Raw genomic sequence first — 24,423 nt, 5'->3', positions numbered from 1 at the left:
ATTGACCTTTAGAATGGCTTTTGAAAACGACGAAGTAATTGAAGCGCTTCGTGACTCACTCATACAAATCGAGCGCCTGAAGCGACAGAATCGTGCTCTTCTTGCTCGTGTCGACGAGCCGGTTGCGGTGGTGGGGATGGCGTGTCGGTTTCCGGGTGGGGTGGATTCGGCGGCGGGTTTGTGGGATCTGGTGGTGGGGGGTTTTGATGCGGTGGGGGGTTTTCCGTCTGACCGGGGCTGGAATCTTGCGGAGTTGTTCGATCCGGATCCGGATGCGGTGGGCAAGACCTACACCCGCGCCGGGACGTTCCTGCATGATGCGGCCGGCTTTGACGCGGAGTTTTTCGGGATTTCGGGGCGGGAGGCCCTCACCATGGATCCGCAGCAGCGGTTGCTGTTGGAGGTGTGTTGGGAGGCGTTGGAAACCGCCCGAATTGATCCGGCGGGGTTGGTGGGTTCGGCGACCGGGGTGTTCGTCGGGGCGTGGGCGCAAGCCTATGGCTTGGGCAGCAGCTCAGAAGAGGTGGAGGGCTATGCGCTAACCGGTTTGTCCACCAGTGTGGCTTCGGGGCGGGTGGCCTATGCGCTGGGTTTGCAGGGTCCGGCGATCACGGTGGACACGGCGTGTTCGTCGTCGTTGGTGGCCACGCATTTGGCGTGTCAGTCGCTGCGCAATGGTGAGTCGTCGTTGGCGTTGGCCGGTGGGGTGACGGTGATGACGACGCCGTCGGTGTTTACCGAGTTCGCCCGGCAGCGGGGGTTGGCTGCTGATGGGCGGTGTAAGGCGTTTGCCGCCGCGGCTGACGGCACCTGTTTTGGTGAAGGGGCTGCGGTGTTGGTGTTGGAGCGGCTCAGTGATGCTCGGCGCCATCGGCATCCGGTGTTGGCGGTGATTGTGGGGTCGGCGGTCAATCAGGATGGTGCCTCCAATGGGTTGACGGCTCCCAGTGGGCTGGCGCAGCAGCGGGTGATTACCCAGGCGGTGGCCGATGCCGGTATTGGGCTGGATCAGGTGGATGTGGTTGAGGCCCATGGGACGGGGACTATGTTGGGGGATCCGATCGAGGCGGAGGCGTTGATCGCCACGTATGGCGCCCGGCGTGATCGTGAGCATCCGTTGTGGTTGGGGTCGGTCAAGTCCAACATTGGTCACACTCAGGCCGCCGCGGGGGTGGCGGGGATGATCAAGATGGTTGAGGCGCTGAATCACGATTGTTTGCCGCCGACGTTGAATGTGGATCGTCCTAGTCCGCATATTGACTGGTCAGCGGGTACGGTGCGGTTGTTGACGGAGGCGGTGCCGTGGCCGGTGACCGATCATCCGCGTACCGCGGCGGTGTCGTCGTTTGGGATTAGTGGCACCAATGCGCATGTGATCGTGCAGCGGGCCCCTGCGCCGGCGGATGCGGCGGAGGACGGTTTAGGTGAGCATGCCGGTGAGGGTGTGGGGTTTGGGTTGCCGGTTTGGGCGTTGTCGGCGCGCACGCCGGAGGCGTTGTGCGCCCAGGCCGACCGGTTGCACCGGCATCTGGTGGCCCGTCCTGAGTTGGATTTGACCGATGTGGCCTACAGCCTGGGTCGGACCCGCACGCATCACTCGCGTCGGGCGGTGATCACGGCGTCGGTCGGCAGTGTTGATGCGCGGAAAGACCTGTTGGAGGCGTTGGATGCGCTGCGTGGTGGGCAGGCGCATCCGCGGCTGACGCAGCACCACTACCTGGCGCATCTGCGTGGCAAAACGGTGTTCGTGTTGCCTGGTCAGGGTGGGCAGTACCTGGGGATGGGGGGGTGAGCTTTACCGACATCACCGGGTGTTTGCTGACACTGTGGATGCCTGTGATGAGGCGTTGGGTCCGTTGACGGGCTGGTCGGTGCGTGAGGTGTTGTGTCAGCAGTCGGGGGCCCCGGCGCTGGATCGGGTGGATGTGGTGCAGCCGGTGCTGTTCACCATGATGGTGTCGTTGGCTGAGGTGTTGCGCCACTACGGCATTGTTGCCGATGCGGTGATCGGTCACTCGCAGGGCGAAATCGCCGCGGCCTATATCGCTGGGGTGTTTTCGTTGCCTGAGGCGGTGCGTATTGTGGCGCGGCGCAGTCAAGCGCTGAGTGCGTTGGCCGGTGCTGGTGCGATGGCCTCGGTGCTGGCCGGTGCCGAGCAGGTGCAGCCCCGGCTGCAGCCGTGGGGTCAGGCGTTGGGTATCGCGGCGATCAACGGGCCGTCGCACACCATCATTAGCGGTGAGCCAACCGCGATGGGGCAGTTCGGCGCCGTTTGTGAGCGCGAGGGCATCCATATCCGGCCGATCGCGGTGGATTACGCCTCGCACTCGGCTCAGGTCGAACCACTGCGTGAGCGCCTGTTGGCCGAGCTGGCCGACCTCGCTCCGGCCCCGGCGGCCATCCCGTTGTATTCCACGGTGGGCGACAGGTTTTGCGTCGATGCTTTCGACACCACCAAAATGGACGCCGAGTATTGGTATCGCAACCTGCGTGAGCCGGTGCGCTTCTACGACCGTGTGCTTGAGCGGCTGGCCGCCGGTGAGTGCACGTTTGTGGAGTTGTCCCCGCATCCGGTGTTGGCCCCGGCCATTACCGACACCTTGGCCCAAGCCAGCGGACGGGCCCACTCAGCGGTGATCATCACCTTGCACCGCGACCGCCCCGACCAGGACAGCCTGGCCACCACGCTGGCCCAACTCCACAACCACGGCCACAGCCCCTCCTGGACGGCCCTCTACCCGACCGCCCACACCGTCGCACTGCCCACCTACCCCTTCCAACACCGCCGCTACTGGCTGACCCCACCCACCACCACCGGCAAAGTCGGTGCCGGCAATGGCCCGGTTGAGGGCGCGTTGTGGCGAGCGGTCGATGCCGAGGCTGTTGACACCTTCGCGCAGGTGTTGGGGTTAACCGAGACCCAGGACGAGGTGTCACTCGCTGCTGTCGTGCGCGCGTTGCGACACTGGCGCGCCGAGCTCGGTGTGCGGTCAGCGGCCAACAAGTTGCGCTACCGGGTCGACTGGCAAGCCTTTACTCCGAAGACTTTCCCAACGACACGTCGTCGATGGCTGGTCTTGGCCTTCCCCGAACAAGCCGATGATGTGTGGATCACCGGCTTGTCCGCACGGTATCCGGAGGCTGTCGAGGTGCTTACCGTCGAACCCGACGAACTCGCCTCAACCTCGTTGTCCGCCTTGCTAACCGATGCTGCGACGCGGGCTCACTGTGACGGTATTGCCTCCTTCCTGGCGACAAACGAGCGGGCACATCTGGATCATCCAGAGATATCGGTCGGCCTGCTTTCGACACTTCGTGTGGCACAAGCCCTTTGCGGCTCAGGTCTCGGAATACCACTGTGGGTCCTCACCCAAGGCGCGGTTTCTGTGTCCACCGATGACGGTCCGGCCAGTCCGAACCAGGCCGCCGTATGGGGGCTTGGGCAGTCAGTTTGTCTCGAGTACCCAGACCAGTGGGGCGGGTTGGTTGACCTTTCGCACGGTGCGACACCGCACGACATCGAGCTCCTGTACGGGATACTGAGCTGCGCACAACCGGAAGACCAGCTCGCGATGCGCCGAAACGGTGTCAGCGTGCGTCGCTTGATCGAGGCGCCGGTGCCGTTAGAGCGGGTAGAACGGGCCAGTCGTTGGGAACCAGCCGGACCAGCTTTGGTCACCGGCGCAACCGGGAGGGTGGGCAAGCACGTCATTGGCTGGCTAGCCGAAAAAGGTGCCAACCCCTTGGTCCTACTGAGCCGCACGGCCGCCGAGGATCCCGAATTAGCCAAGCTGCAACAAGAACTCCAGGCGCGCGGGGTCGTCACCACATCGGTATCCGTCGATGTGAGCGATCGGCTGGCGTTGGCCGACGTGCTTGCCGATATTCGCAGTGCGAACGGACCTATTAGGACCGTTGTGCATGCCGCAGCGGCCATCGGATGGAACACGATCTCGGACATCACTGTAGAAGAGGTCGCGCACAGCTTCGCGGCCAAGGCAGTTGGCGCCGATAACCTGGTGGAGTTGCTTGCGGACGAACTGCCGGACACCTTCATCCTGTTTTCCTCCGCAGCAGCCACGTGGGGCGGTGTCCAACAAGGTGCCTATGCAGCCGCCAATGCCCATCTCGATGCGCTCGCCACCGGGTTGCGCAGCAACGGATGCCTGGCGGTGTCGGCTGCGTTTGGCCTTTGGGCTGACGAGACCGGCACTATGCCGGCTGAGATCGTCGACTACCTTCAACGCATCGGCGTCGACCCGATCCCACCCAGCACTGCGCTGGTCTCGCTGGAGCAATCCATCGAGGCGAACGACACGCTGATCACCATTGCCGACGTTGCATGGGATCGATTCTTGCCGGCGTTCACCGCCCGTCGCGCCCACCCCCTGTTGGCCGAATTAGCGCCACGCGCTGATACCGCTGAAACCAGCAGCGCATTGACCGCGAGCGCCACAGGGCTTTTGGAAGAGCTAGCCGGTCAAACTGCCGAACAACGGCTGCACACCTTGACCACACTGGTGGCCAGCGTCACTGCCACCGTGCTGGCTCACCCCGACACGGCTGCGCTGGATCCCAATCTGGCGTTTAAAGACCTCGGCATCGACTCGCTGACCGCCCTGGAACTTCGCAACGCCCTGCACCAACACACCGGTCTCAGCCTGCCGGTAACCCTCATCCTCGACCATCCCACCCCAGCCACGTTGGCCGCACGCCTAGCCGAGCTATTAACCGACACCGCTGCGCCTGCGGTCCCAGCCGCACCCGCGGCACAGGTCAGCATGCACCGCGACGAGCCGGTGGACAATACGCTCGGATACCTGGACCAAGCGGGATTTCTCGCGCTGCGGGCGGTTCACGGCGCGCTGATGCAGGTCACCTGGGTATACGACCGTCCCGTCGACATCGATGGGTTACGGCGGTTCCACCGCAATCTCGGACGTGGGATGTTGGGACGCAGGATCGAACGCTCCCCGTTGCCATTCGCGCGTGATCGCTGGGTCTTGGCTCCCGAGTCGGCGGACCTCGATATCGCCGCACAACCACGGCCCCGCGCCGCGGTGTCCGCGTGGGCCGACGAGCGGGCGCGCCTACCCCTTGACCCGGAGTGGGGACCCGCCTGGCATCTCGGGGTGCTGATGCTGGAGGACGGCGGGGCCGCGGTGACCCTGGTGGCGACGCACACGATCGTCGACGCCATCGGGTTTGGCCAGGCGATCGCGGATGCCGCTGAGGGCAAAACACAGGATCTGGGTTATCCCCCGGCGGGATCGCGCACTCGCTGGCGGGCGGTGCGGGAAGATCTTCGGCAAACCGTTCGAGACCTGCCCGACGTTGCGCAGGCGTTGGGCGCGGTGGCTCGACGGCTCCGGCGTGACCGCGAGGAGTTCAAATCGGCGATCAAGACCACACCACCTGCCCCGGGGGTGGGCGGCAATGAGACAGTAGATGTGCCTTCCGTGACCGCATACGTCGACCTGTCAGATTGGGATGCTCGTGCGAAAAGCCTTAATGCAAGCAGTAACTCGCTAGTGGCGGGAATTGCGTCGCGGCTCGCGGTCAGAGCCGGGCGTGTCAATGACGACGGGACAATCACCCTACGATTTGTGGTGTCACTACGGACCACGGACGACACTCGTGGCAATGCCTTGACGAACGTCGACGTTGTAGTCGACCCGACGCCCGCGACAAGGGACCTCGGCGAGATGCAGGCCGCGATCACGCAGGCAATCCTGGAAGCGATGGAAAACCCCGACGACGAGTATTTGGCGCCGCTCGCACTGGCGCCGATGATACCGAAGAGGGTGGCCAGGAGGCTCGCCGGGGTAGCCGGTGGTGGTGCCAGCGTGACGTGCTCAAATGTGGGTGACATGCCCCCGGCGATGAACCGGCCCGACGGTACCGATGCCGACTATGTCTACATACGAGGTTCCGAGCCCGGTATCACAAAGAGCACCCTCGAGAGCATGGGTGGCCGACTGTTGGTGTTTTCCGGCAGAGGCCGCGGGAAAATCTCCATCAGTATCTCCGCATACCTGCTTGGGCGACAGAATACGAAAAGCGAGCTGCGCGAGCTTGTTTCGAGTACCTTCGCCGAATTCGACCTGAACGCAGAGATCGACTGCTAGCAGAGCATTGTCGCGTGACTTGGCTCCCATAGCCTGCCGAATCCCAAGCGTTTAGTGGGCGGCGATGAGGCCATTACCGGGGGATGAACGCGGCGATGCTACGCAAGTGGGGTGCGCCAGGCCGAGATCGACGCCGGTGAGGCTGCGGGGATGTCCAGCGAGGAGAGCCGGGAGCTGCGCTCCCCGCAAGGTCGACGATCTGGTCAAAGCCTTGGGCGCCGATAGCGGAACCTCCGAAGGGAGGTCTCGTGAATCTGCGCCGATCTGGAAACCGAAGGGCCGCGCCCGTGGGCCGGCGCCGGTGGCGCCTGGATGCTCTTTCCGTTTCGCCATGTTGCTGCCACTGTTCATGTCATACTGGCCCGATGGTGCTACGTACGCCGACCGAAAAGGTTATCTACCGGCTGAACCGCAACCCAACTTTCCTGAAACTCCTCAATTTGCGCTTCAAGTACGGTTACCGCTTCCTAAGCCGCTTGCTCACCAGGGACGACGTATTGTTCCTCAATTGGGGATACGAAGAGGATCCTCCGATGGGCCTGCCGCTGGCGGCGTCCGATGAGCCCGACCGGCTGCCGATCCAGCTCTATCACCGCACGGCAGCCCAGGTAGATCTCAAGGGCAAACAGGTGCTCGAGGTCAGTTGCGGCCACGGTGGTGGCGCTTCGTACATCATGCGGACCATGCACCCCGCCTCCTACACGGGCCTGGATTTAAACAATGTCGGCATCGAGTTCTGCCGAAAGAGACACCAGCTACCCGGCCTGCAATTCGTACAAGGCAACGCCGAGCGCCTGCCGTTTTTCGATGAGTCCTTCGACGCGGTGATCAATATCGAAGCCGCGATTCACTACATTGACTTCGCCGGTTTCCTCAACGAAGTGGCGCGCGTGCTACGCCCGAGCGGTCATTTCTTGTACGCCGATCTGCGGGACGCCGAAGCAGTGCCCGCGTGGGAGGCGGCGCTTGCCGACGCTCCCATGCGGATGGTGTCCGAGCAGGTCATCAATGCGGAGGTTATGCGGGGGCTTGAAGACAATCGGCTGCTGGGCCAAATCAGTAGTCGTCTGCCGAAAATCGGGTTCCTGCAGAAGATTGCCAACGATTTCGCCAGCGGCTCCGACTCGCTGATCTATCGTCGTCTGGAAAACGGCGATGTTTCATACCGGGTGTACTGCTTCGTCAAGGAATGAGCCAGAGCACCGAAGGCGTTGTGCCACAAGCACATCACTGTGCTAATCCGGAGTTCGATACCGCCAAAACTAAACGAATGCAGGCGGATACGTCTTGCGAGCCCTAATTCGTTGGCCGTGCAACGCATGTCCGGTCCGCTGGGCGTTAGGGGTGCTCGGCATCGAACCCGGCCGAACACGGCCGGCATCGACCCGGTAGCGCGGCCGGTGAGGCCGAGTCGGTGGAAGTTGCGTTGTGTGTCAGGTCAGGGTGCGTTCCGCCGCGCCCATCCCAGCTGGGTGCCAATACCGCCATCGCGGTCTCGGCCAGCGACACCACGGAGGAGCGAAAACCGGCGCCCGATGGCCGCAGCGGCGATCCGACGAAATCCCCCACCCGGCGCGTGGCCTTCGTCGCCAGCACGCTACGATCACCGCCGCCGTGTCGGTGCGCGGCAGCAACGCCGTTACCGGCAACAACACCTGCGTCACCCGGCGGCCGGTAAACCGCGACCGACGCGGAGACAAGCTCCACCAGCCCCTGCGGCCGTGCCACCGCCAGGTCCGACCCCAACCCGCCAGCACCCCGCCGCAGGACGGGCAGGTCGATCGGCCCGCCCGCACAGGCTGCTATCTCCCCGAGGCTTGGCTGGCGCACGCCCGTAATAAGTCCCGTAGGCGATTTTGGCCAATACTCTCACATGGGCCGGCGCAACGCTATACAATCTGCTTCCGGTCTGCGTCGGGACCAATAGCGAGGTGGATGGCAATATCGCTGTGTGACATTTCTCTCAACCGGAGAGAGCCTGAACCCCCACCTTGCGATGGGCGCACGAGGGCCTTCGCGTAGCGCCTAATGCCCGGTTACCCTGTCATTCCCTCGTTACCGTTGGGCAATTGACCGCGTCGATTCCTATCGCACTACTTGAACTGCCGCGGCTGCGTGCCGACCTTCGGCGATCCGTTCATACACCGACTTGAGCACCTCAACGTAGCGGGTGACGGACTCGCGGGCAATCGGGTTATTGGGGAATTTCGCCATAATGGATACCTCGTCGAAGAGCCGAATCACCGAGAAATACAGGTAAGCCGGGTTCCTGCCGTCGTCGTACGCGGTTGCATTCCGCCCTTTCAATGCGGTTGCGACGACAGCGGAAAGGGGAGGAAGCCCGGCGTCCATGTAGTTCATCATGTAGAACTGTGACGTATGTGGTTTCAGCCAGGGTGCCAATTCCAGTACGCGATGGTAAGGCACGTGCGCAAGGTCTAGGTTTTCGTCGAATGACGCCTGAGCCGCACGGGCGGTCTCCTCGAAGGAGTTGTGGTCGATCGGCACGCTGAACGGCACGATGCCGGTGAACCAGCCCATTGTCATGTATTCAGCGGGAAAACTCCGCTTATCCAGGGGGGTAAGCCCGTAGTAGTTTGCCTGACCGGTCAACTCATAGTGGGCCAAGGCTGCGCAGGTGAACAACCCGCCACTGAAGCGAGCACCTGCTGCGACGCAGTTTGCTTCGAATTTAGCGGTTTGCTCTGGACCCATCAGCCGCTCGACGATGATATCGCCGCCACAGTGTACAGACTGGTCTCCCAGCGGCAATGGGAACTCCGGCATGCCTCCACCGTTGTTCTCGGCGAACTCAATCCATTTGCGGACCTCAGAGGAATCCAAGGTCATAGCATCGGCCCTCTGCCTCTCCCGAGTGCAGAACTCCTCATGACTGGCCGCGGGAGGAAATGTCACCGGCGGTTTGCCCTCTACCAGAGCATTGTAGTTGGTCAGAATCTCTACATACAGCGAGGAAACCAGAGCTGGGTCGCAGTGCAGATGATCGACAATGGCAAAAAGAGTGCAGTGGTTGGCATGCTGAATTAGGCCGAACCTGAAGCAATCCCACTGCAGCGGATCCGGAACGGATAAGACCAGGTCTCGCCATTCAGGTTGCGTCAACTGACCAAGCTGAATCGGAGCCAGTTGGATATCACGAGGATCGCTTATTTTGTGCCGAATTATATTGTTGGCGTCCTTGTACTCGAACCAAGTGCGGTAGGTGTCGTGGCGGCGAAGGTGCGCGTTGACGACATGAGTCATGGTCCGGATATCGCATTTACCGGGCATCTCCCAGGAGCCCATGACCAGCCGTGAATAATCGAGTCCCCGCTCCTCGAATTCCACATAGCCGCGCAAATGGCCGGTTTGCGCGAAGCTGGGCGGCGCCGTAACTACCGGCGCTTGGCGAGCTTTCGCAATCGAGGCAGGCGTTGGCTGCCACACCACGACCGAACCTGCTCCCGGATCCCAGTCATGGACTATTCCCGCGCCGAGAGTGACGTCTGCCGAGCCCCCGCCGATGATCACGGTCCCTCCTACGATTCCGGCCCCCTGACGTGCAGTTGGCGCTTAAGTCCATTCCTACCTCATGAGTGTGCTGCAATGTTGGGTTTTGAGGTCAATTTGTCGTAAAGCAGATCCGCCAAACCGCGGACGGTGGTGATGTCGGAGGTGGTAATGCGTATCTTGGTCTCGGCTTCGATGTGGGTGCGCAGTTCGAGGCTGCCCAGTGAGTCGAGCCCGTACTCGGTGAGCGGACGGTCGGTGTCGATGGTGCGGCGCAGGATCAGGCCGACTTGCTCGGAGAGCAGACGCCGTAGCCGGGCCGGCCATTCGTCGTGGGGTAGTTCCTCGAGCTCGGCGAGGAATTTGCTTGTGCTCGAACGGCTTTTACCCAGGGTTTGGAACTTCTCGCCGAAGGGGCTGCGTTGGGCGAAGGCCGTCAGCCACGGTGATCCGATCACCGGGGCGTAGCCGGTGTAGGCCCGGTTGTGGCGCAGCAGCGCCTCGAAAGCGTAGGCGCCCTCCTCGGGTGCGATGGCGTCGCCGGTCTGTTCGGCGAACGCGATGGCGCGGCCGATCTCCCCCCAGGCGCCCCAGGCGATCGAGGTGGCCGGCAGGCCGTGTGACTTTCGCCACTGGGTGAAGGCGTCCAGCCAGCTGTTGGCCGCGGCGTAGGCGCCCTGACCCGGCGAGCCCACCAGGGCGGCCGCCGAGGAGAACGAGCAGAACCAGTCCAGCGGCTGGGTGGCGGTGGCCTGGTGCAGCCGCCAGGCGCCATACACCTTGGGCGCCCAGTCGCGCTCGATGAGCTCGTCGGTGATGTTGGCCAAGGTGGCGTCTTCGACCACCGCGGCCGCGTGCAGCACCCCGCGCAGCGCCAGCCCGGTGGCGGTGGCCGCGGCCACCAATCGCTCGGCGGTGCCCGGCTGGGCGATATCGCCGCATTCGACCACCACATCAGAGCCGATGGAGCGCACCAACTCGATGGTCTCCAAGGCTTTTTGGCTGGGCGCCGAGCGGGAGCTGAGCACGATGCGGCCGGCTCCGGCGCTGGCCATCTTCTCGGCCAAGAACAAGCCCAGCCCACCCAGGCCCCCGGTGATCAGGTAAGACCCGTCAGCACGGAAAACCCGGGCCTGCTCCGGTGGCAGCACCACGCTGCTGCGCCCGGCGTGCGGCACGTCGAGGATGAGCTTGCCGGTGTGCTCGGCGGCCCCCATCACCCGAATCGCGGTGGCCGCCTCGGCCAACGGATAATGCGTGCTCTGCGGCATCGGCAGCACACCCTCGGCGGTCAACCGATACACCGTCGCCAACACCTCGCGCACGGCAGGGGGATGACTGATCGACATCAGCCCCAGGTCCAGCCCGTGGAACGCGAGATTGCGCCGGAACGGGAAAAGCCCAAGCTTGGTGTCGCCGTAGATGTCGCGTTTGCCGATCTCGATGAACCGTCCGCCCAGGGCCAGCAGTTTGACGCCGGCCAGTTGGGCGGCACCGGTCAGCGAGTTAAGCACGATGTCCACGCCGTAGCCGTCGGTGTCGCGGCGGATCTGCTCGGCGAACTCCACGCTGCGCGAGTCATAGACGTGGTCGATGCCCATGTCGCGCAATAATTGGCGGCGCTGTTGGCTGCCGGCGGTGGCATAGATCTCGGCCCCGGCCGCCCGCGCGATCGCGATCGCGGCCTGGCCCACCCCGCCGGTGGCCGAGTGGATGAGCACCTTGTCCCCGGCCCGGATCCGGGCCAGCTCCTGCAGCCCGTACCAGGCGGTGGTGCCGGCGGTGGTCACCGCGGCGGCCTGGGCCTCGGTCAGCCCCTCGGGCAGCTTGACGGCCATGCGGGCATCGCAGGTGACAAAGGTGGCCCAGCAGCCGTTGGGGGACAGGCCCCCGACCCGGTCCCCGACCCGCAATTCGCTGACCCCGGGCCCCACCGCGGTCACCACCCCGGCGAAATCGGTGCCCAGCTGCGGCAACTGCCCGTCGAGGGTTTGGTAGCGGCCGAAGCTGACCAGCACGTCGGCGAAGTTGATGCTAGAGGCGCTGATGGCGACCTCGATCTGGCCAGCGCCCGGGGGCACCCGGTCGAACGCGGCGAACTCCAAGGTTTGCAGGTCACCGGGGGTGCGGATGTGCAGGCGCATGCCGTTGCGGTCGTGTTCGACCACGGTGGTGTGGCGCTCCTCCGGCCGCAGCGGGGCCGGGCACAGCCGGGCGGTGTACCACTGGTCGTTGCGCCAGGCGGTCTCATCCTCGTCGCTGGCCGCCAGCAGCTGACGGGCCACCTGCTCGGCGCCGGTCTGCTCGTCGGTGTGGCTGGCAAGGTCGACGTAGCTGACCTTCCAATGCGGGTGCTCGGCACCGATCACCCGCAGCAGCCCACGCAGCCCACCCTGCTCCAGGTTGGGCCGGTCATCGGCCAGCACCGCCTGGGCGTTGCGGGTCAACACATACAACCGCGGTGTCTGACCCACGATGTCTGGCAGCTCGCGGGCGATGCGCACCACGTGCTTGACGCACTCAGCGCCGCGCAACGGTGATTCCTGGTCGGGGTTGCCGTTTTGCGCCGCGGTCAGCACCACCACACCGCTGAAGCCGCCGGCTTCGAACTGGTCACGCAGGCGCTGGGCGTGCGTGGCGTGGTCGGCGTGCTGCGGCCAGGACAGGGTCGCGCATCGTGCCTCGCGTAGCTTGAGCGCGTCGGTCAACTCGGTGGCCAGCAGATCGGCGGCATCGGAGGTGCTGATCAGCAGCCAGGTGCCCGGTTCGGCGTGGCTGGTTTCGGGCAGTTCGCGGTGCTGCCATTCGATGCTCAGCAGCCGCTCGCCCATGACGTGGTCGCGCTCGCTGGTCGGCGACGCGCCGGTGCCCATCTGCAGGCCGCGCACCACCAACAACACCGCGCCGTTTTCATCCAGCAGATCGAGGTCGGCTTCCACGCCCGAGCCGCACGCGGTCACCGTCGTGTAGCAATACCGAGCGTGCCGGGCCGGGCCGTAGGCACGCAACCGCCGCACCCCCAACGGCAGCAACAAACCGCCATTGCCGGCATTGCGGACACTGGGATGCGCCGCCACCGATTGGAAGCACGCGTCCAACAGCGCCGGATGCACGCCGTAAGCGCCCTGCTGCGAGCGGATCGAACCCGGCACGCCGACCTCGGCCAACACCGTCTCGCCGCCCGTTTCTTGGGCGGTGTGTACGGTCGCCAGGCCGGTGAACGCCGGACCGTACTGAATCCCGCGCAGGTCGAAGTCGTTGCGAAGGTCGTCGCCTTCGGCGGCGTTGGGATGGCTGGCCAGCAGCGCGGGGATGTCTAGCGTGGGTGGCCGGTCGTCGTCTGCGACGGCGTGCAGCACCGCCGAGGCCCGCCGCGAACGTTCCCCATCCTGGGCCGTCTCCACCATGAACGGCGCCACGTCGGGCACCTCCACCGTGGCGGTGGCGGCGATGGGGGTGTGCTCATCGAGCAGTAGCAGCCGCTCGAACCGGAGATCGCGGACTTCGGATGCCTTGCCCAGCACGGCGCGCGCCGCGGCCAACGCCATCTCGCAGTAAGCAGCCCCGGGAAGGGCGGCCGCACTATGTATTTGGTGATCGGCCAACCAGGGCAACGCCTCGGTGCCGACCTCGCCCTGCCACGCGTGGCGTTCCGGCTCCTCGGGCAGCCGCACATGGGAGCCCAACAACGGATGGACGGCCACGGTGTTAGTGTGCGCGAGGCGATCCTTGGTGTCGTCGAGCAGCAGCCGGCGGTGCGACCATGCCGGCAGTGTGGCGTCGACCAGGCGTCCGCTGGGGTAGAGCACCGAGAAGTCCACCGCGGCGCCGGCCGCATACAGGTCGCCCAGCAGCGAACGCAGGCCGTGCGGCAGCCGCTGCTCGCGGCGCATGCCGGCCAGCGCCGCCACCGCCATGTCCAGGCTGCGGGCGGTCTGATCGACCGCGTGGGTCAGCAGCGGGTGCGGGGACAGCTCGGCAAACACCCGGTAGCCGTCCTCCAGCGCGGCCTGCACCGCCGCGGCGAAACGCACCGTGTGGCGCAGGTTGTCCGCCCAGTAGTGGGCGTCGCAGTGCGGCTCCTCGCGCGGGTCGAACGAGGTCGCCGAATAATAGGGCACCCGCGGTGTCAACGGGGTGATCTCGGCCAGCGCCTCGGTCAGGTCATCAAGGATCGGATCGACCTGCGGGGAGTGCGAGGCCACATCGACGGCCACTTCCCGGGCCAGCACGTCGCGCTGCTCCCACGCCGCCACCAGATCGCGCACCGTCTGGGTGGCCCCGCCGATCACCGTGGACTGCGGAGAGGCCATCACCGCCACCACGGCATCGCTGACCCCGCGTGCCATCAATTCCGAAAGCACTTGTTGGGCCGGCAGTTCCACCGAGGCCATCGCCCCGCAGCCGGCGATGCGGGTCATCAGCTGGGAGCGGCGGCAGATGACGCGCACCCCGTCGTCCAGCGACAGCGCTTCGGCGACCACCGCCGCGGCCGCCTCGCCCAGCGAGTGGCCGATCACCGCGCCCGGTGTCACCCCGTAGGACTTCATCGTCGCCGCCAGCGCGACCTGCATGGTGAACAGGGTGGGCTGCACCCGGTCGATGCCGGTCACCTTCTCGGGTGCGGTCATCGCCTCGGTCACCGAGAACCCGGACTCCGCGGCGATCAGCGGCTCGACCGCGGCGACGGTCGCGGCGAACACCGGCTCGTTGGCCAGCAGGTCAGCGCCCATCGCCGCCCACTGCGAACCCTGACCGGAAAACACCCACACCGGGCCCCGGTCGTCCTGGCCGACCGCCGGCGGGTAAGGCGTCTCACCGTCGGCCACCGCACGCAGCGCCGCCGACGCCTCGGCAGGGGTGCTGGCCAGCACGAACGTCCGCACCGGCCGGTACCCACGGCGGCGTGCCAGGGTGTAGGCCAGATCGGTGATCGCCAGCTCCGGCCCCTGGGCGTCCACCCAGTCGGCGAGCCGCCGTGCGGTATGCCGCAGGCTGTCCTCCGAGCTGGCCGACAATGGGAAAAGCAGCGGACCTTCGAGGGCGGGACCGGCCGGGACATCGTCGGGTGCAACAGTTTCGGGGGCCTGCTCCACAATCGCGTGCACGTTGGTCCCCGAGAACCCGTAGGACGACACCGCCGCCCGCCGCGGCGCCGTGCCATCGCCGGTGGGCCACGGCGTGGTTTCCTGCGGCACGAACAGCTTGGTGTCGATCCGGGCGAATTCGTCAGGCAGCCGGGTGAAGTGCAGGTTCCGCGGAACCACGCCGTGTTGCACGGCAAGCACCGCCTTCATCAGCCCCAGCGCCCCGGCCGCCGATTGGGTGTGCCCGAAATTGGTCTTCACCGACGCCAGGGCACACGGGCCCTCGACGCCGTAGACCTCGGCCAGGCTGGCATATTCGACGGGGTCACCCACCGGGGTGCCGGGGCCGTGCGCCTCCACCATGCCCACGGTGGCGGGCTCGACGCTGGCCGCGGCCAACGCCGCCCGATAGGCCGCGACCTGCGCGGTCCGTGACGGCGTGACAATGTTGACGGTCCGGCCGTCCTGGTTGGCGGCGGTGCCGCGCACCACGGCCAGAATCCGGTCGCCATCGGCCAGCGCATCCGGGAGCCGCTTGAGCAACACCATGACGCAACCTTCACCGGAGACAAAGCCGTCGGCCGCGACGTCGAACGCGTGGCAGCGCCCCGTGGCCGACAACATGCCGCTGGCCGACCCCGAGGCGAATCTGCGGGGTTCCAACATCGCATAGACACCGCCGGCGAAGGCGAGGTCGCTTTCGCCGTCGTTAAGGCTACGGAAGGCCAGATGCGTAGCAAACAAACCGGAGGAGCAGGCGGTGTCCACCGTGACCGCGGGACCGCGCAGCCCCATGGCGTAGGAGACCCGCCCGGACGCCATACAGGAATTGGTCCCGGTGTTGCCGTAGGGTCCCTCGAAGGTGTTGGTGTCTGCGTGGACGAATTGATAATCGCCGTGGTTCAAGCCAATGAACACCCCGGTCAGTGAATCGGCCATCTGCGCCGGCGTCAGACCGGCGTGTTCCATCGCCTCCCAGGACGTTTCCAGCAGCAAGCGGTGCTGCGGATCCATCGCGGTCGCTTCGGTTTCCGGGATGCCGAAAAACTCTGGATCGAAGTCACCGATGTTCTCCAGGAAGGCGCCCCACTTGCACACCGACCGCCCAGGCACACCGGGCTCGGGATCGTAGTACTCGTCGATGTCCCAGCGGTCCGGGGGGACCTCGGTGACGAAATCGTCGCCACGCAGCAACGCTTCCCAAAGCAGCTCGGGGGAGTCGATGCCCCCTGGCAGCCGGCACGCCATACCGATGACCGCAACCGGGGTTACGCGCGTCTTATCCACGGTCCTTCTTCTCTCCGTATGTGCATCACGTTCTTAGCACCGGCGTCCAGCTCGCATCGGCGCTTCGACGAACATCGCTCAAATTCGTTACCTGCCGGGAACAAACTTCGGCCCCCGGCACGCGTGACCACCAACCCCCGTCAAAGCCACCCCGTAGTTCTTGGCGTGATGAGCAGCGTAGCGGCTCGGCCCGACCCGTGGGTAAAAATCGTGCGGACGTACAAAAATTATCTGCTGACGGCCGCGCAATTTTCCACCGACTCTGGCTCTGATTGATTCCTCAGTCAGTCTGATAAGCACAGGTCGTGGTCATGTTTGCGGGCACGCTGGGCGCGGCCGGCGGCGGTGAGCGCGGACGGGCCCGGATTGCCTTCCCTGTCCGGATCGGGAGGAGTTAAAGCCGGTGGCTTGCGACCACGCGGGACGGAGCCGGCTTACCCGCCCGATGGCGGGCCGAGGCAAGCCGCACGCGCCACGGCGGCGGGCAGCATACGTCTTTGGCGGCCGGGACACGCCGGAATCGACAAATTCGTTGCGCCCGATTCTCACCGGATCGGGCCAGATCGGGATCGTCAGAGCCTTTGCCGCTGCAGCTGAGCGCCGCCGCGGTCGACGGTGATTTCGCCACCGCCGTCGGCGACGCCGGCAAACACCGATTTCATCTGCGCGAGGTACCGCGCCACCGACTGATGGGCGATCGGAGTGTTGGGAAACGACGCGGTGACGGTGGTCTCATTCGGAAACTTGTTGACCCACATGCACACTCGGGCGGCGATCCGGCCGTCGCTGAAAACTTTCGCGTTCATCTTGTCGAGCTGCATTGCGATGACGGCCGAAAGCGGAGGCACGCCCGCATCGAGGAACGACAGCATGGGAAATCCGCTCCGCCGCGGGGTCTGCTCGACGAGCCAAGGCGCCAGCTCCAGCACCCGCTCAAACGGCACGTTGGCCAGCGGGGAACCGGCATCGAAGGACGCTTGGGCGTTGCGCGCAGTCTCGTCGAAAGACGGGCCGACATCGACGACGAATGGGATGTGGCCGATGAACCAACCGGTGGTCACGAATTCCTCCGGGGTGCTGCGGGTGCCGGTGGGGGTGACGGCGTGATAGGTTCCCGAACCGGTGAGCTGGTATTCGGTGAGGGCTGCGCACGCGAACACACCGCCGCTGAACCGGGCGCCCGCGCTCGTGCAGGCCGCTTCGAAGCGGGCCGTTTGGCGTGCGTCCAGCAACCGTAGCGAGAGCAACTCGCCGGTGGCGACCAGCGACGTGTCGCCCAGCGGCAACGGAAATGAGGGAAGGGACCCGCCGTTGCCTTCGAAGAATTCGACCCACCGGCGTATCTCCGGGGATTGCAGCGTCAAGGCGGCGGTGTAGGCGCGCTCTCGCCGGCAGTAGTCCTCATAGCTGCCGACGCTTGGCAACGGGAGGGGGCCCACACCGTCCATCAGGGCGTTGTACATCGCTTGGATCTCCCAGAACAGGGCGCTGATGAACATCGCGTCCACATGCAGGTGATCGACACTGATGCAGAATGTGAAGTGGTCGTCACGCTGAATGATGGCGAACCTGAAGCAATCCCACTCCAACGGACTCGGCGTGGCCAGGATGTGGTCTTGCCATTGGTTGGGCGTCATGGCGCCGTGTTCGACCGGAATCACCTCGATATCAGCGGGATCGGCCATGGTGTGCCGGACGATGCACCCCGTGTCGGTGAATTCGAACCAACTGCGGTAAGTGTCATGCCGACGCAGGTGCGTGTTGATGACGTATGTCATTGTGCGGATGTCGCACTGGCCGCGGATGTCCAAGGCGGCGACCACAAGTCGCGACATGTCGAAGCCGCGCGCCGCCTGGTCGCGATAGCCCCGCAGGTGCCGGGCTTGGATATAGCTTGGCGGCACGTCACTTATCGGCGCTTGCTGCGCTTTTTTCAGTGATGCCGGTGCGGGGTGCCACAGCCATACCACGCCAGGGGCTGGGACCCAGTTGCCGACGGTTTCTAGACCCAAATGGCCCAGGACGACCAATACCGCTCCTTCGATTCAGCTCTGACTTAGGGTATTTCATGTCGGCGGCTGAGCGTTACATTGTCGCCGTGGTGTTTTCGGTAGGCGCCAGCGCCTCGCACAGGTGATTGGCGAGACCGCGCACCGTGGTGATGTCGGTGGAGTGGATCCGGACCCCGGTTTCGGTTTCGATGCGGGTGCGCAGTTCCAGGTTGCCCAGCGAATCGAGGCCGTACTGGGACAGCGGACGGTCGGGGTCGACCGCGTGCCGCAGAATCAGGCCCACCTGCTCGGAGATCAGGCGCCGCAAGCGCGTTGGCCACTCGTCGAGGGGAACCTCCTCGAGTTCGGTTCGGAACCTGCTGTGCTCAGATCGGGTGGCGGATTGGAATGCCTCTGCAAAGCGGCTGCGTCGCGCCAGGGCGGTGAGCCAGGGCGATCCATCGATCGGGGCGTACCCGCTGTAGGAGCGGGTGTGTCGCAGCAGCGCCTCAAACGCGTAGGCGCCCTCGTCGGGGGTGATCATGGTGATATCGCCGCTGTCCGCCAGGGCCGCGCCGCGGCCGATCTCGGCCCACGCGGCCCAGGCGATCGCGGTGGCCGGAAGGCCCTGGGCCCGTCGCCAGTGGGTAAAGGCGTCCAGCCAACTGTTGGCCGCGGCGTAGGCCCCCTGGCCTGGTGAGCCCAGCAGGGCCGCCGCCGAGGAGAATGAGCAAAACCAATCCAGCGGCTCAGACGCGGTGGCCTGGTGCAGATTCCATGCGCCATGCACCTTCGGGGCCCAGTCGCGCTCGATCAACTCGTCGGTGATGGTGGCCAGGGTGGCATCCTCGACGACGGCTGCGGCGTGCAGCACCCCCCGCAGCGAAAGCCCGGTGGCGGTCGCGGCGGCAACCAACCGCTGGGCGGTGTCCGCGATCGCGATGTCGCCAACCTCCACCGCGATGTCGGATCCGGTAGCTCGGATCAGTTCGATTGTCTCCGCCACCTTTTGGGTGGGCGCCGACCGCGAGTTGAGCACGATGCGGCCGGCGCCGGCCGCCGCCATCTTTTCGGCCAAGAACAATCCCAGGCCACCCAGGCCGCCGGTGATGATGTAGGCGCCGTCCGGGCGGAAAACGTGCACGTGCTCGGGCGGCATCACCACCCTGCTGCTCCCGGCGCGCGGTATGTCGAGGATGAGCTTGCCGGTGTGCTCGGCCGCGCTCATCACCCGGATGGCGGCGGCTGCCTCGGCAAGGGGGTAGTGCGTGCGCTGCGGCATCGGCAGCACGCCCTGCGCGGTCAGCCGGTACACCGTGCTCACCAGGTCGCGGAACGCATCGGGATGGGTGGTCGACATCAGCCACAGGTCGAGGGCGAAAAATGAGAGGTTGCGGCGGAAGGGAAACAGCCCCAGGCGGGTGTCGCCATAAATGTCGCGCTTGCCGATCTCGACGAACCGTCCACCGAAGGTCAGCAGGTCCACCCCGGCACGCTGCGCCGCCCCGGTCAACGAGTTGAGCACGATGTCGACGCCGTCGCCGTTGGTGTCGCGGCGGATCTGCTCGGCGAACTCGATGCTGCGCGAGTCATAGACGTGCTCAACCCCCATGTCGCGCAGAAGATTTCGGCGCTTTGCGTTGCCGGCGGTGGCAAACACCTCGGCCCCGGCGGCCCGTGCGATCGCGAGCGCCGCCTGCCCGACCCCGCCGGTAGCCGAATGGATCAGCACCTTGTCCCCGGCTTTGATCCGGGCCAGATCATGCAGGCCGTACCAGGCGGTGGCCGATGCGGTGGTCACCGCGGCGGCCTGGGCGTCGGTGAGACCTCGCGGGATCTTCACGGCCAGGTTTGCTTCACAGATGACAAAGGTGGCCCAGCATCCGTTGGCGGACAGGCCGCCCACCCGGTCGCCGACCTGGAATCCGGTGACGTCGGGCCCGACCGCGGTCACCACGCCGGCGAAGTCGGTGCCCAGTCCCGGTAGCGGGCCGAAGCTGCGGTATCGGCCGAAGGCGCCGAGCGCATCGGCGAAGTTGATGCTGGAGGCGGTGACCGCGACCTCGATCTGTCCGGCGCCCGGGGAAACCCGTTCGAACGCAACGAGTTCCATCGTTTGCAGGTCGCCGCGGTTGCGGATCTGCGTGCGCATCCCGTCACGTTCATGGTTGACGATGGCGGGTCGGCGTTCGTCGGGGCGCAACGCAGTCGGACGCAGGCGCGCGGTGTAGCACTCGTGCTGGCGCCAGGCGGTCTCGTCTTCGTCCCAACCGGCCAACAGGTGGCGGGCAACCCGCCCGGCGTCGGTGTGCTCGTCGACGTCGATGTGGGTGATGTGCAGGTGCGGGTGCTCGGCGCCGATCACCCGCACCAGGCCGCGCAACCCGGCCTGCTCGAGGTTGATACGGTCGTCGGCCAGTACCGCCTGAGCGCCCCTGGTGATCACATACAGCCGGGGCGGGTTGTCGGCCGTGCTGATCACCGCACGCGCGATGCGCACCAGTTGCTGCACGTAGAAACAGTCCCGGGCTGCCCTCGTGGTGCCGTTCATCGGCCCGGTCACGACGATCACGCCGTCGAATCCGCCGGGATGGAGCCGACCGCGCAACCGCTCGGCCTGGGCGACGTGGTCGCAGTCCCGTGGCCAGCTCATGGTTGGGCGGTGCGCGCCGTGGCGCTCCAATGCCTCGGCCAGCCGGGCGGCCAACGGGTCGGCATCGTCGGCGGCTGACCCGAGGTTCACCAGCAGCCAGCTGCCGGGGGCCCCGGGAGCCACCTGCGGCGGCTCCCGGCGCTGCCATTCGATGGTCAGCAGCCGCTGGCCTAGCAGGCGATCCTGGTTGGCGCTCTCGGAGAATCCCGTGCCCAGCAGCAGGCCGCGCACCGCCAGCACGACGGTCCCGTGCCCGTCCATGACGTCGATGTCGGCCTCGACGTCGGGGCCGCAGGCGGTCACCCTGGTCAGGCAATAGCGGACGTTGCGAGTGGACGCGAAGGTGCGCAGCCGGCGCACACCCAACGGGAGCAGCAGACCGCCGTTTCCCGCCTCCTGGACGGCGGGGTGCGCCGCAACCGACTGGAAACACGCGTCCAGCAGCGCGGGGTGCACGTGGTAGCCGGCTTGCCGTGTCCGGATCGCGCTCGGCAGCGCGATCTCGGCCAGCAGCGCGTCGATCGTCCCCTCGGAGAGGTAGGCCGCGACCAGTCCGGTGAACGCGGGACCGAACTGAACACCACGGGTGTCGAACCACCGCCGGACATCGCCGCCTTCGAGGCGACGTGGATGGGCCGTCAACAAGGCGTCGATATCCTGCGCGGGCGAACTGCCCTGCGGGTCATCGACGGCGCACAACGCCGCGGTGGCCCGCCGCACCCGCTCACCCTGCCGTAGCGTCTCGACGTCGAAGGTGGCCAGACCGGCCGCCTGGACCGACGCGACGGCGCCGACCGGCGAGTGCTCGTCCAGCAACAGCATCTGCTCGAAGCGGATGTCGCGGACTTCGCATCGGTCGCCGAGCACCGCGTGGGCCGCGGCCAACGCCATCTCGCAGTAGGCGGCCCCCGGCAGCGCGGGCACATGGTGAATCCGATGGTCAGCCAGCCAGGGCAGCGCGGCGGTGCCGACCTGCGCCGTCCAGGCGTGCCGTGCCGGCTCCTCCATTAGCCGCACGTGCTGGCCCAAAAGCGGATGCACCACAACGGTATTGGTGGTGACGTGGTGACCCGCCGTGTCGAAGAACAGGCGACGGTTGGTCCATGCTGGCAGCGGTGCGTCCACCAGGCGCCCGCCGGGAGACAGCGCCGAGAAGTCCACCGCGGCGCCCGCGCTGTGCAGGTCGGCCACCAGCCCGCGCAGCCCGTGCGGCAGGCGTTGGTCGCGTCTGCAGGCGGCCACGGCGGCCACCGGGATGTCCAGGCTGGTGGCGGTCTGCTCGACGGCGCGGGTCAGCAGCGGGTGCGGGGACAACTCGCAAAACACCCGGTGGCCGTCCTGCAGCGCCGCCCGCACCGCCGCGGAGAACCGCACCGCGTGACGCAGGTTGTCCCGCCAATACCCGGCATCACACACCGGTCGCTCGCGGGGGTCGAACAGGGTCGCCGAATAGTAGGGAATCCCCGGTGGGCTCGGGGTGACCCCGGCCAAGACCTCAGCGAGCTCGTCGAGGATCGGATCGACCTGAGGGGTGTGCGAGGCAACGTCGACGGCGACCTCGCGGGCCAGCACGCCGCCTTCTTCCCACGCCGCGACGAGTTCGCGAACCGTCTGTGTCGCCCCACCGATCACGGTGGACTGGGGGGAGGCCACCACGGCGATCACGACGTCGTTGGCGCCGCGGCGCGCCAGCTGCTCGCGCACCTGCGGCGCGGACATTTCTACCGCCGCCATCGCACCGTTACCGGCGACGCGCGTGCACAGGCGCGAGCGGCGACAGATGACGCGCACCCCGTCGTCGAGGGACAGCGCTCCGGCGACCACGGCCGCCGCCACCTCGCCGAGGGAATGGCCGATGACCGCGGCCGGCGCCACGCCGTAGGACGTCATGGTGGTGGCTAGCGCGACCTGCATGGCGAACAGGGTCGGTTGGACCCGGTCGATGCCGGTCACCGTCTGCACGGCGGTCATCGCCTCGGTGACCGAGAAGCCCGACTCGCGGGCGATCAACGGCTCGGCGGCGGCGACCGTCGCGGCAAACACCGGCTCGTTGGCCAACAGGTCAGCGCCCATGGCCGGCCATTGCGAACCTTGCCCGGAGAACACCCACACCGGTCCGCGGTCGTCGTGGCCGACGGCGGCCTGGTGGCAGGTGTCACCGTCAGCAACCTCGCGCAAGCGCTGGACCAACTCGCCGTGGTCGCCGGCGATCACCGCGGTGCGGACCGGCCGGTGGGCCCGCCGACGGGCCAGCGTGTAGGCCAGATCCGACGGCCGCAGTGAGTCGTCGCGTCGCTGCAGCCAGTCGGCCAGCCGGCGCGACGTCTGGCGTAGGGCCTCCGCGGAGGAAGCGGACAACACGAACAGCTGCGGGCCGGCCGGCTCGGCCGGGGTGGCCCCGTGGTGCGGTGTCGGTGGCTCGGGGGCCTGCTCGAGGATGACGTGCACGTTCGTGCCCGACATGCCGTAGGACGACACCGCGGCCCGCCGGGGATGGTGACCGTTCGTCGGCCACGGCGTAATCTCTTGCGGCACAAAGAGTCCGGTGTCGATGCGGGCAAGCTCCGCGGGCAGTCGCCGGTGGTGCACCATCGGCGGGACCGTCGCGTGCCGCAACGACAGGATTGCCTTAATGATCCCCACCGCTCCGGCTGCGGCCTCGGTGTGGCCCAGATTGCTCTTGGCCGACCCCAGCGCGGTCCGATTCCCGTCGAGGCCGTACACCTGCGCCAGGCTGGCGAATTCGATCGGGTCACCGGCAGGGGTGCCGGTGCCGTGCGCCTCGACCACGCCGACGGTGTCGGCGTCCACACCGGCGGCCGCCAACGCCGCCCGATACACCAGCACCTGCGCGTCCGCCGATGGCGTCGAGATGGTGTCGGTGCGCCCGTCCTGATTGGTCGCGGTGCCGCGCAGCACGGCCAGCACCCGGTCGTTGTCCCGCAGCGCATCGGGGAGCCTTTTGAGCAGCACCATCGCGCAGCCCTCGGAGCGGACGTACCCGTCGGCGGCCGCGTCGAACGGCCGGCAGCGCCCGGTAGGGGAGAGCATGCCCTGCGCGGACGCGGAGTTGAAGGTGTGCGGTTCCAGCATGACCATGCAGCCGCCCGCCAGGGCAAGGTCGCTTTCCCCCTCGTGCAGACTGCGGCAAGCCAGGTGCACCGCAAGCAAACTCGACGAACACGCCGTGTCCACCGTCATCGACGGACCGCGCAGCCCCAGGGCATACGACACCCGCCCGGAGCCCATGCTGAACGCGGTTCCGGTAAACGCGTACGCGTCATCGAGGGCACCCGCCGCGTGGCTGACAAACGCATAGTCGTGATGACACATCCCGACGAACACACCGGTGCGCGAGCCGATCAACGATTTCGGTGCCACGCCGGCGTGCTCCACGGCCTCCCACGAGGTCTGCAGCAGCAGGCGGTGTTGCGGATCGATCGCGGTTGCCTCGCGCTCGCCGATGCCGAAGGATTCGGCATCAAAGCCGGCCACGTCGTCGAGGAACCCGCCCCACCGCGACACCGACCGACCGGGGACACCGGGCTCGGGGTCGTAGTACTCGTCGGCGTCCCAGCGGTCCTCGGCAATCTCGGTGATCAGGTCATCGCCCCGAAGCAGCGCCTGCCACAACATCTCCGGGGAATCGATGCCGCCGGGAAGCCGGCACGCCATGCCGATGACCGCGACCGGAGTCACGGGTGTGTGATCCACCGTCTCACCTCGCTCTCACGGGTGGTGTCCGGGAGGCTTCGCCCCAGCAGCGC

Annotated in this window: 7 protein-coding genes; 3 read left to right on the top strand and 4 right to left on the bottom strand. The window is 66.4% G+C overall.

Going from position 1 to position 24,423, the window contains the following annotated elements; all coding sequences use genetic code 11:
- Positions 1-136 precede the first annotated feature (136 nt).
- The 3 genes from G6N20_RS22400 (at position 137) to G6N20_RS08270 (ending at position 7,321) form a co-directional block, all read left to right on the top strand.
- Positions 137-1,792 carry a type I polyketide synthase gene (locus G6N20_RS22400; protein WP_232065467.1) on the top strand — a complete coding sequence of 552 codons (1,656 nt, stop codon included), beginning with the start codon at positions 137-139 and terminating at the stop codon, positions 1,790-1,792.
- On the top strand, positions 1,731-6,128 hold the full coding sequence (locus G6N20_RS22395) for an SDR family NAD(P)-dependent oxidoreductase (protein WP_332102924.1): 4,398 nt from the start codon (positions 1,731-1,733) through the stop codon (positions 6,126-6,128). Before G6N20_RS22400 ends, G6N20_RS22395 begins: the two co-directional genes overlap by 62 nt.
- Positions 6,129-6,493: 365 nt before the next feature.
- A complete protein-coding gene (locus G6N20_RS08270) occupies positions 6,494-7,321 on the top strand; it encodes a phthiotriol/phenolphthiotriol dimycocerosates methyltransferase (protein ID WP_083051934.1) in 828 nt (275 codons plus the stop codon).
- A gap of 892 nt (positions 7,322-8,213) precedes the next feature.
- Here the strand turns inward: G6N20_RS08270 and G6N20_RS08265 are convergent.
- The 4 genes from G6N20_RS08265 to pks2 (G6N20_RS08250) all read right to left on the bottom strand — a co-directional run bounded on the left by G6N20_RS08265 (position 8,214) and on the right by pks2 (G6N20_RS08250) (position 24,370).
- A complete protein-coding gene (locus tag G6N20_RS08265; protein WP_083051940.1) occupies positions 8,214-9,659 on the bottom strand; it encodes a condensation domain-containing protein in 1,446 nt (481 codons plus the stop codon).
- 59 nt (positions 9,660-9,718) lie between these two features.
- Complete coding sequence (gene pks2, locus G6N20_RS08260) at positions 9,719-16,012, bottom strand: sulfolipid-1 biosynthesis phthioceranic/hydroxyphthioceranic acid synthase (protein ID WP_163662883.1); 6,294 nt, start codon at positions 16,010-16,012, stop codon at positions 9,719-9,721.
- A 572-nt stretch (positions 16,013-16,584) separates the two neighbouring features.
- On the bottom strand, positions 16,585-18,042 hold the full coding sequence (locus G6N20_RS08255) for a condensation domain-containing protein (RefSeq protein WP_169715447.1): 1,458 nt from the start codon (positions 18,040-18,042) through the stop codon (positions 16,585-16,587).
- Positions 18,043-18,097: 55 nt separating this feature from the next.
- Positions 18,098-24,370: a sulfolipid-1 biosynthesis phthioceranic/hydroxyphthioceranic acid synthase gene (pks2, locus tag G6N20_RS08250; protein WP_083045987.1), complete on the bottom strand. Its 6,273-nt coding sequence runs from the start codon at positions 24,368-24,370 to the stop codon at positions 18,098-18,100.
- Positions 24,371-24,423: the final 53 nt, after the last annotated feature.

It is taken from the genome of Mycobacterium shinjukuense (assembly GCF_010730055.1).
GTDB classification, from domain to species: Bacteria; Actinomycetota; Actinomycetes; order Mycobacteriales; family Mycobacteriaceae; genus Mycobacterium; species Mycobacterium shinjukuense.
The sequence above is the reverse complement of the archived record's forward strand: the minus strand, read 5'-3'. Positions and strand labels throughout refer to the sequence as shown.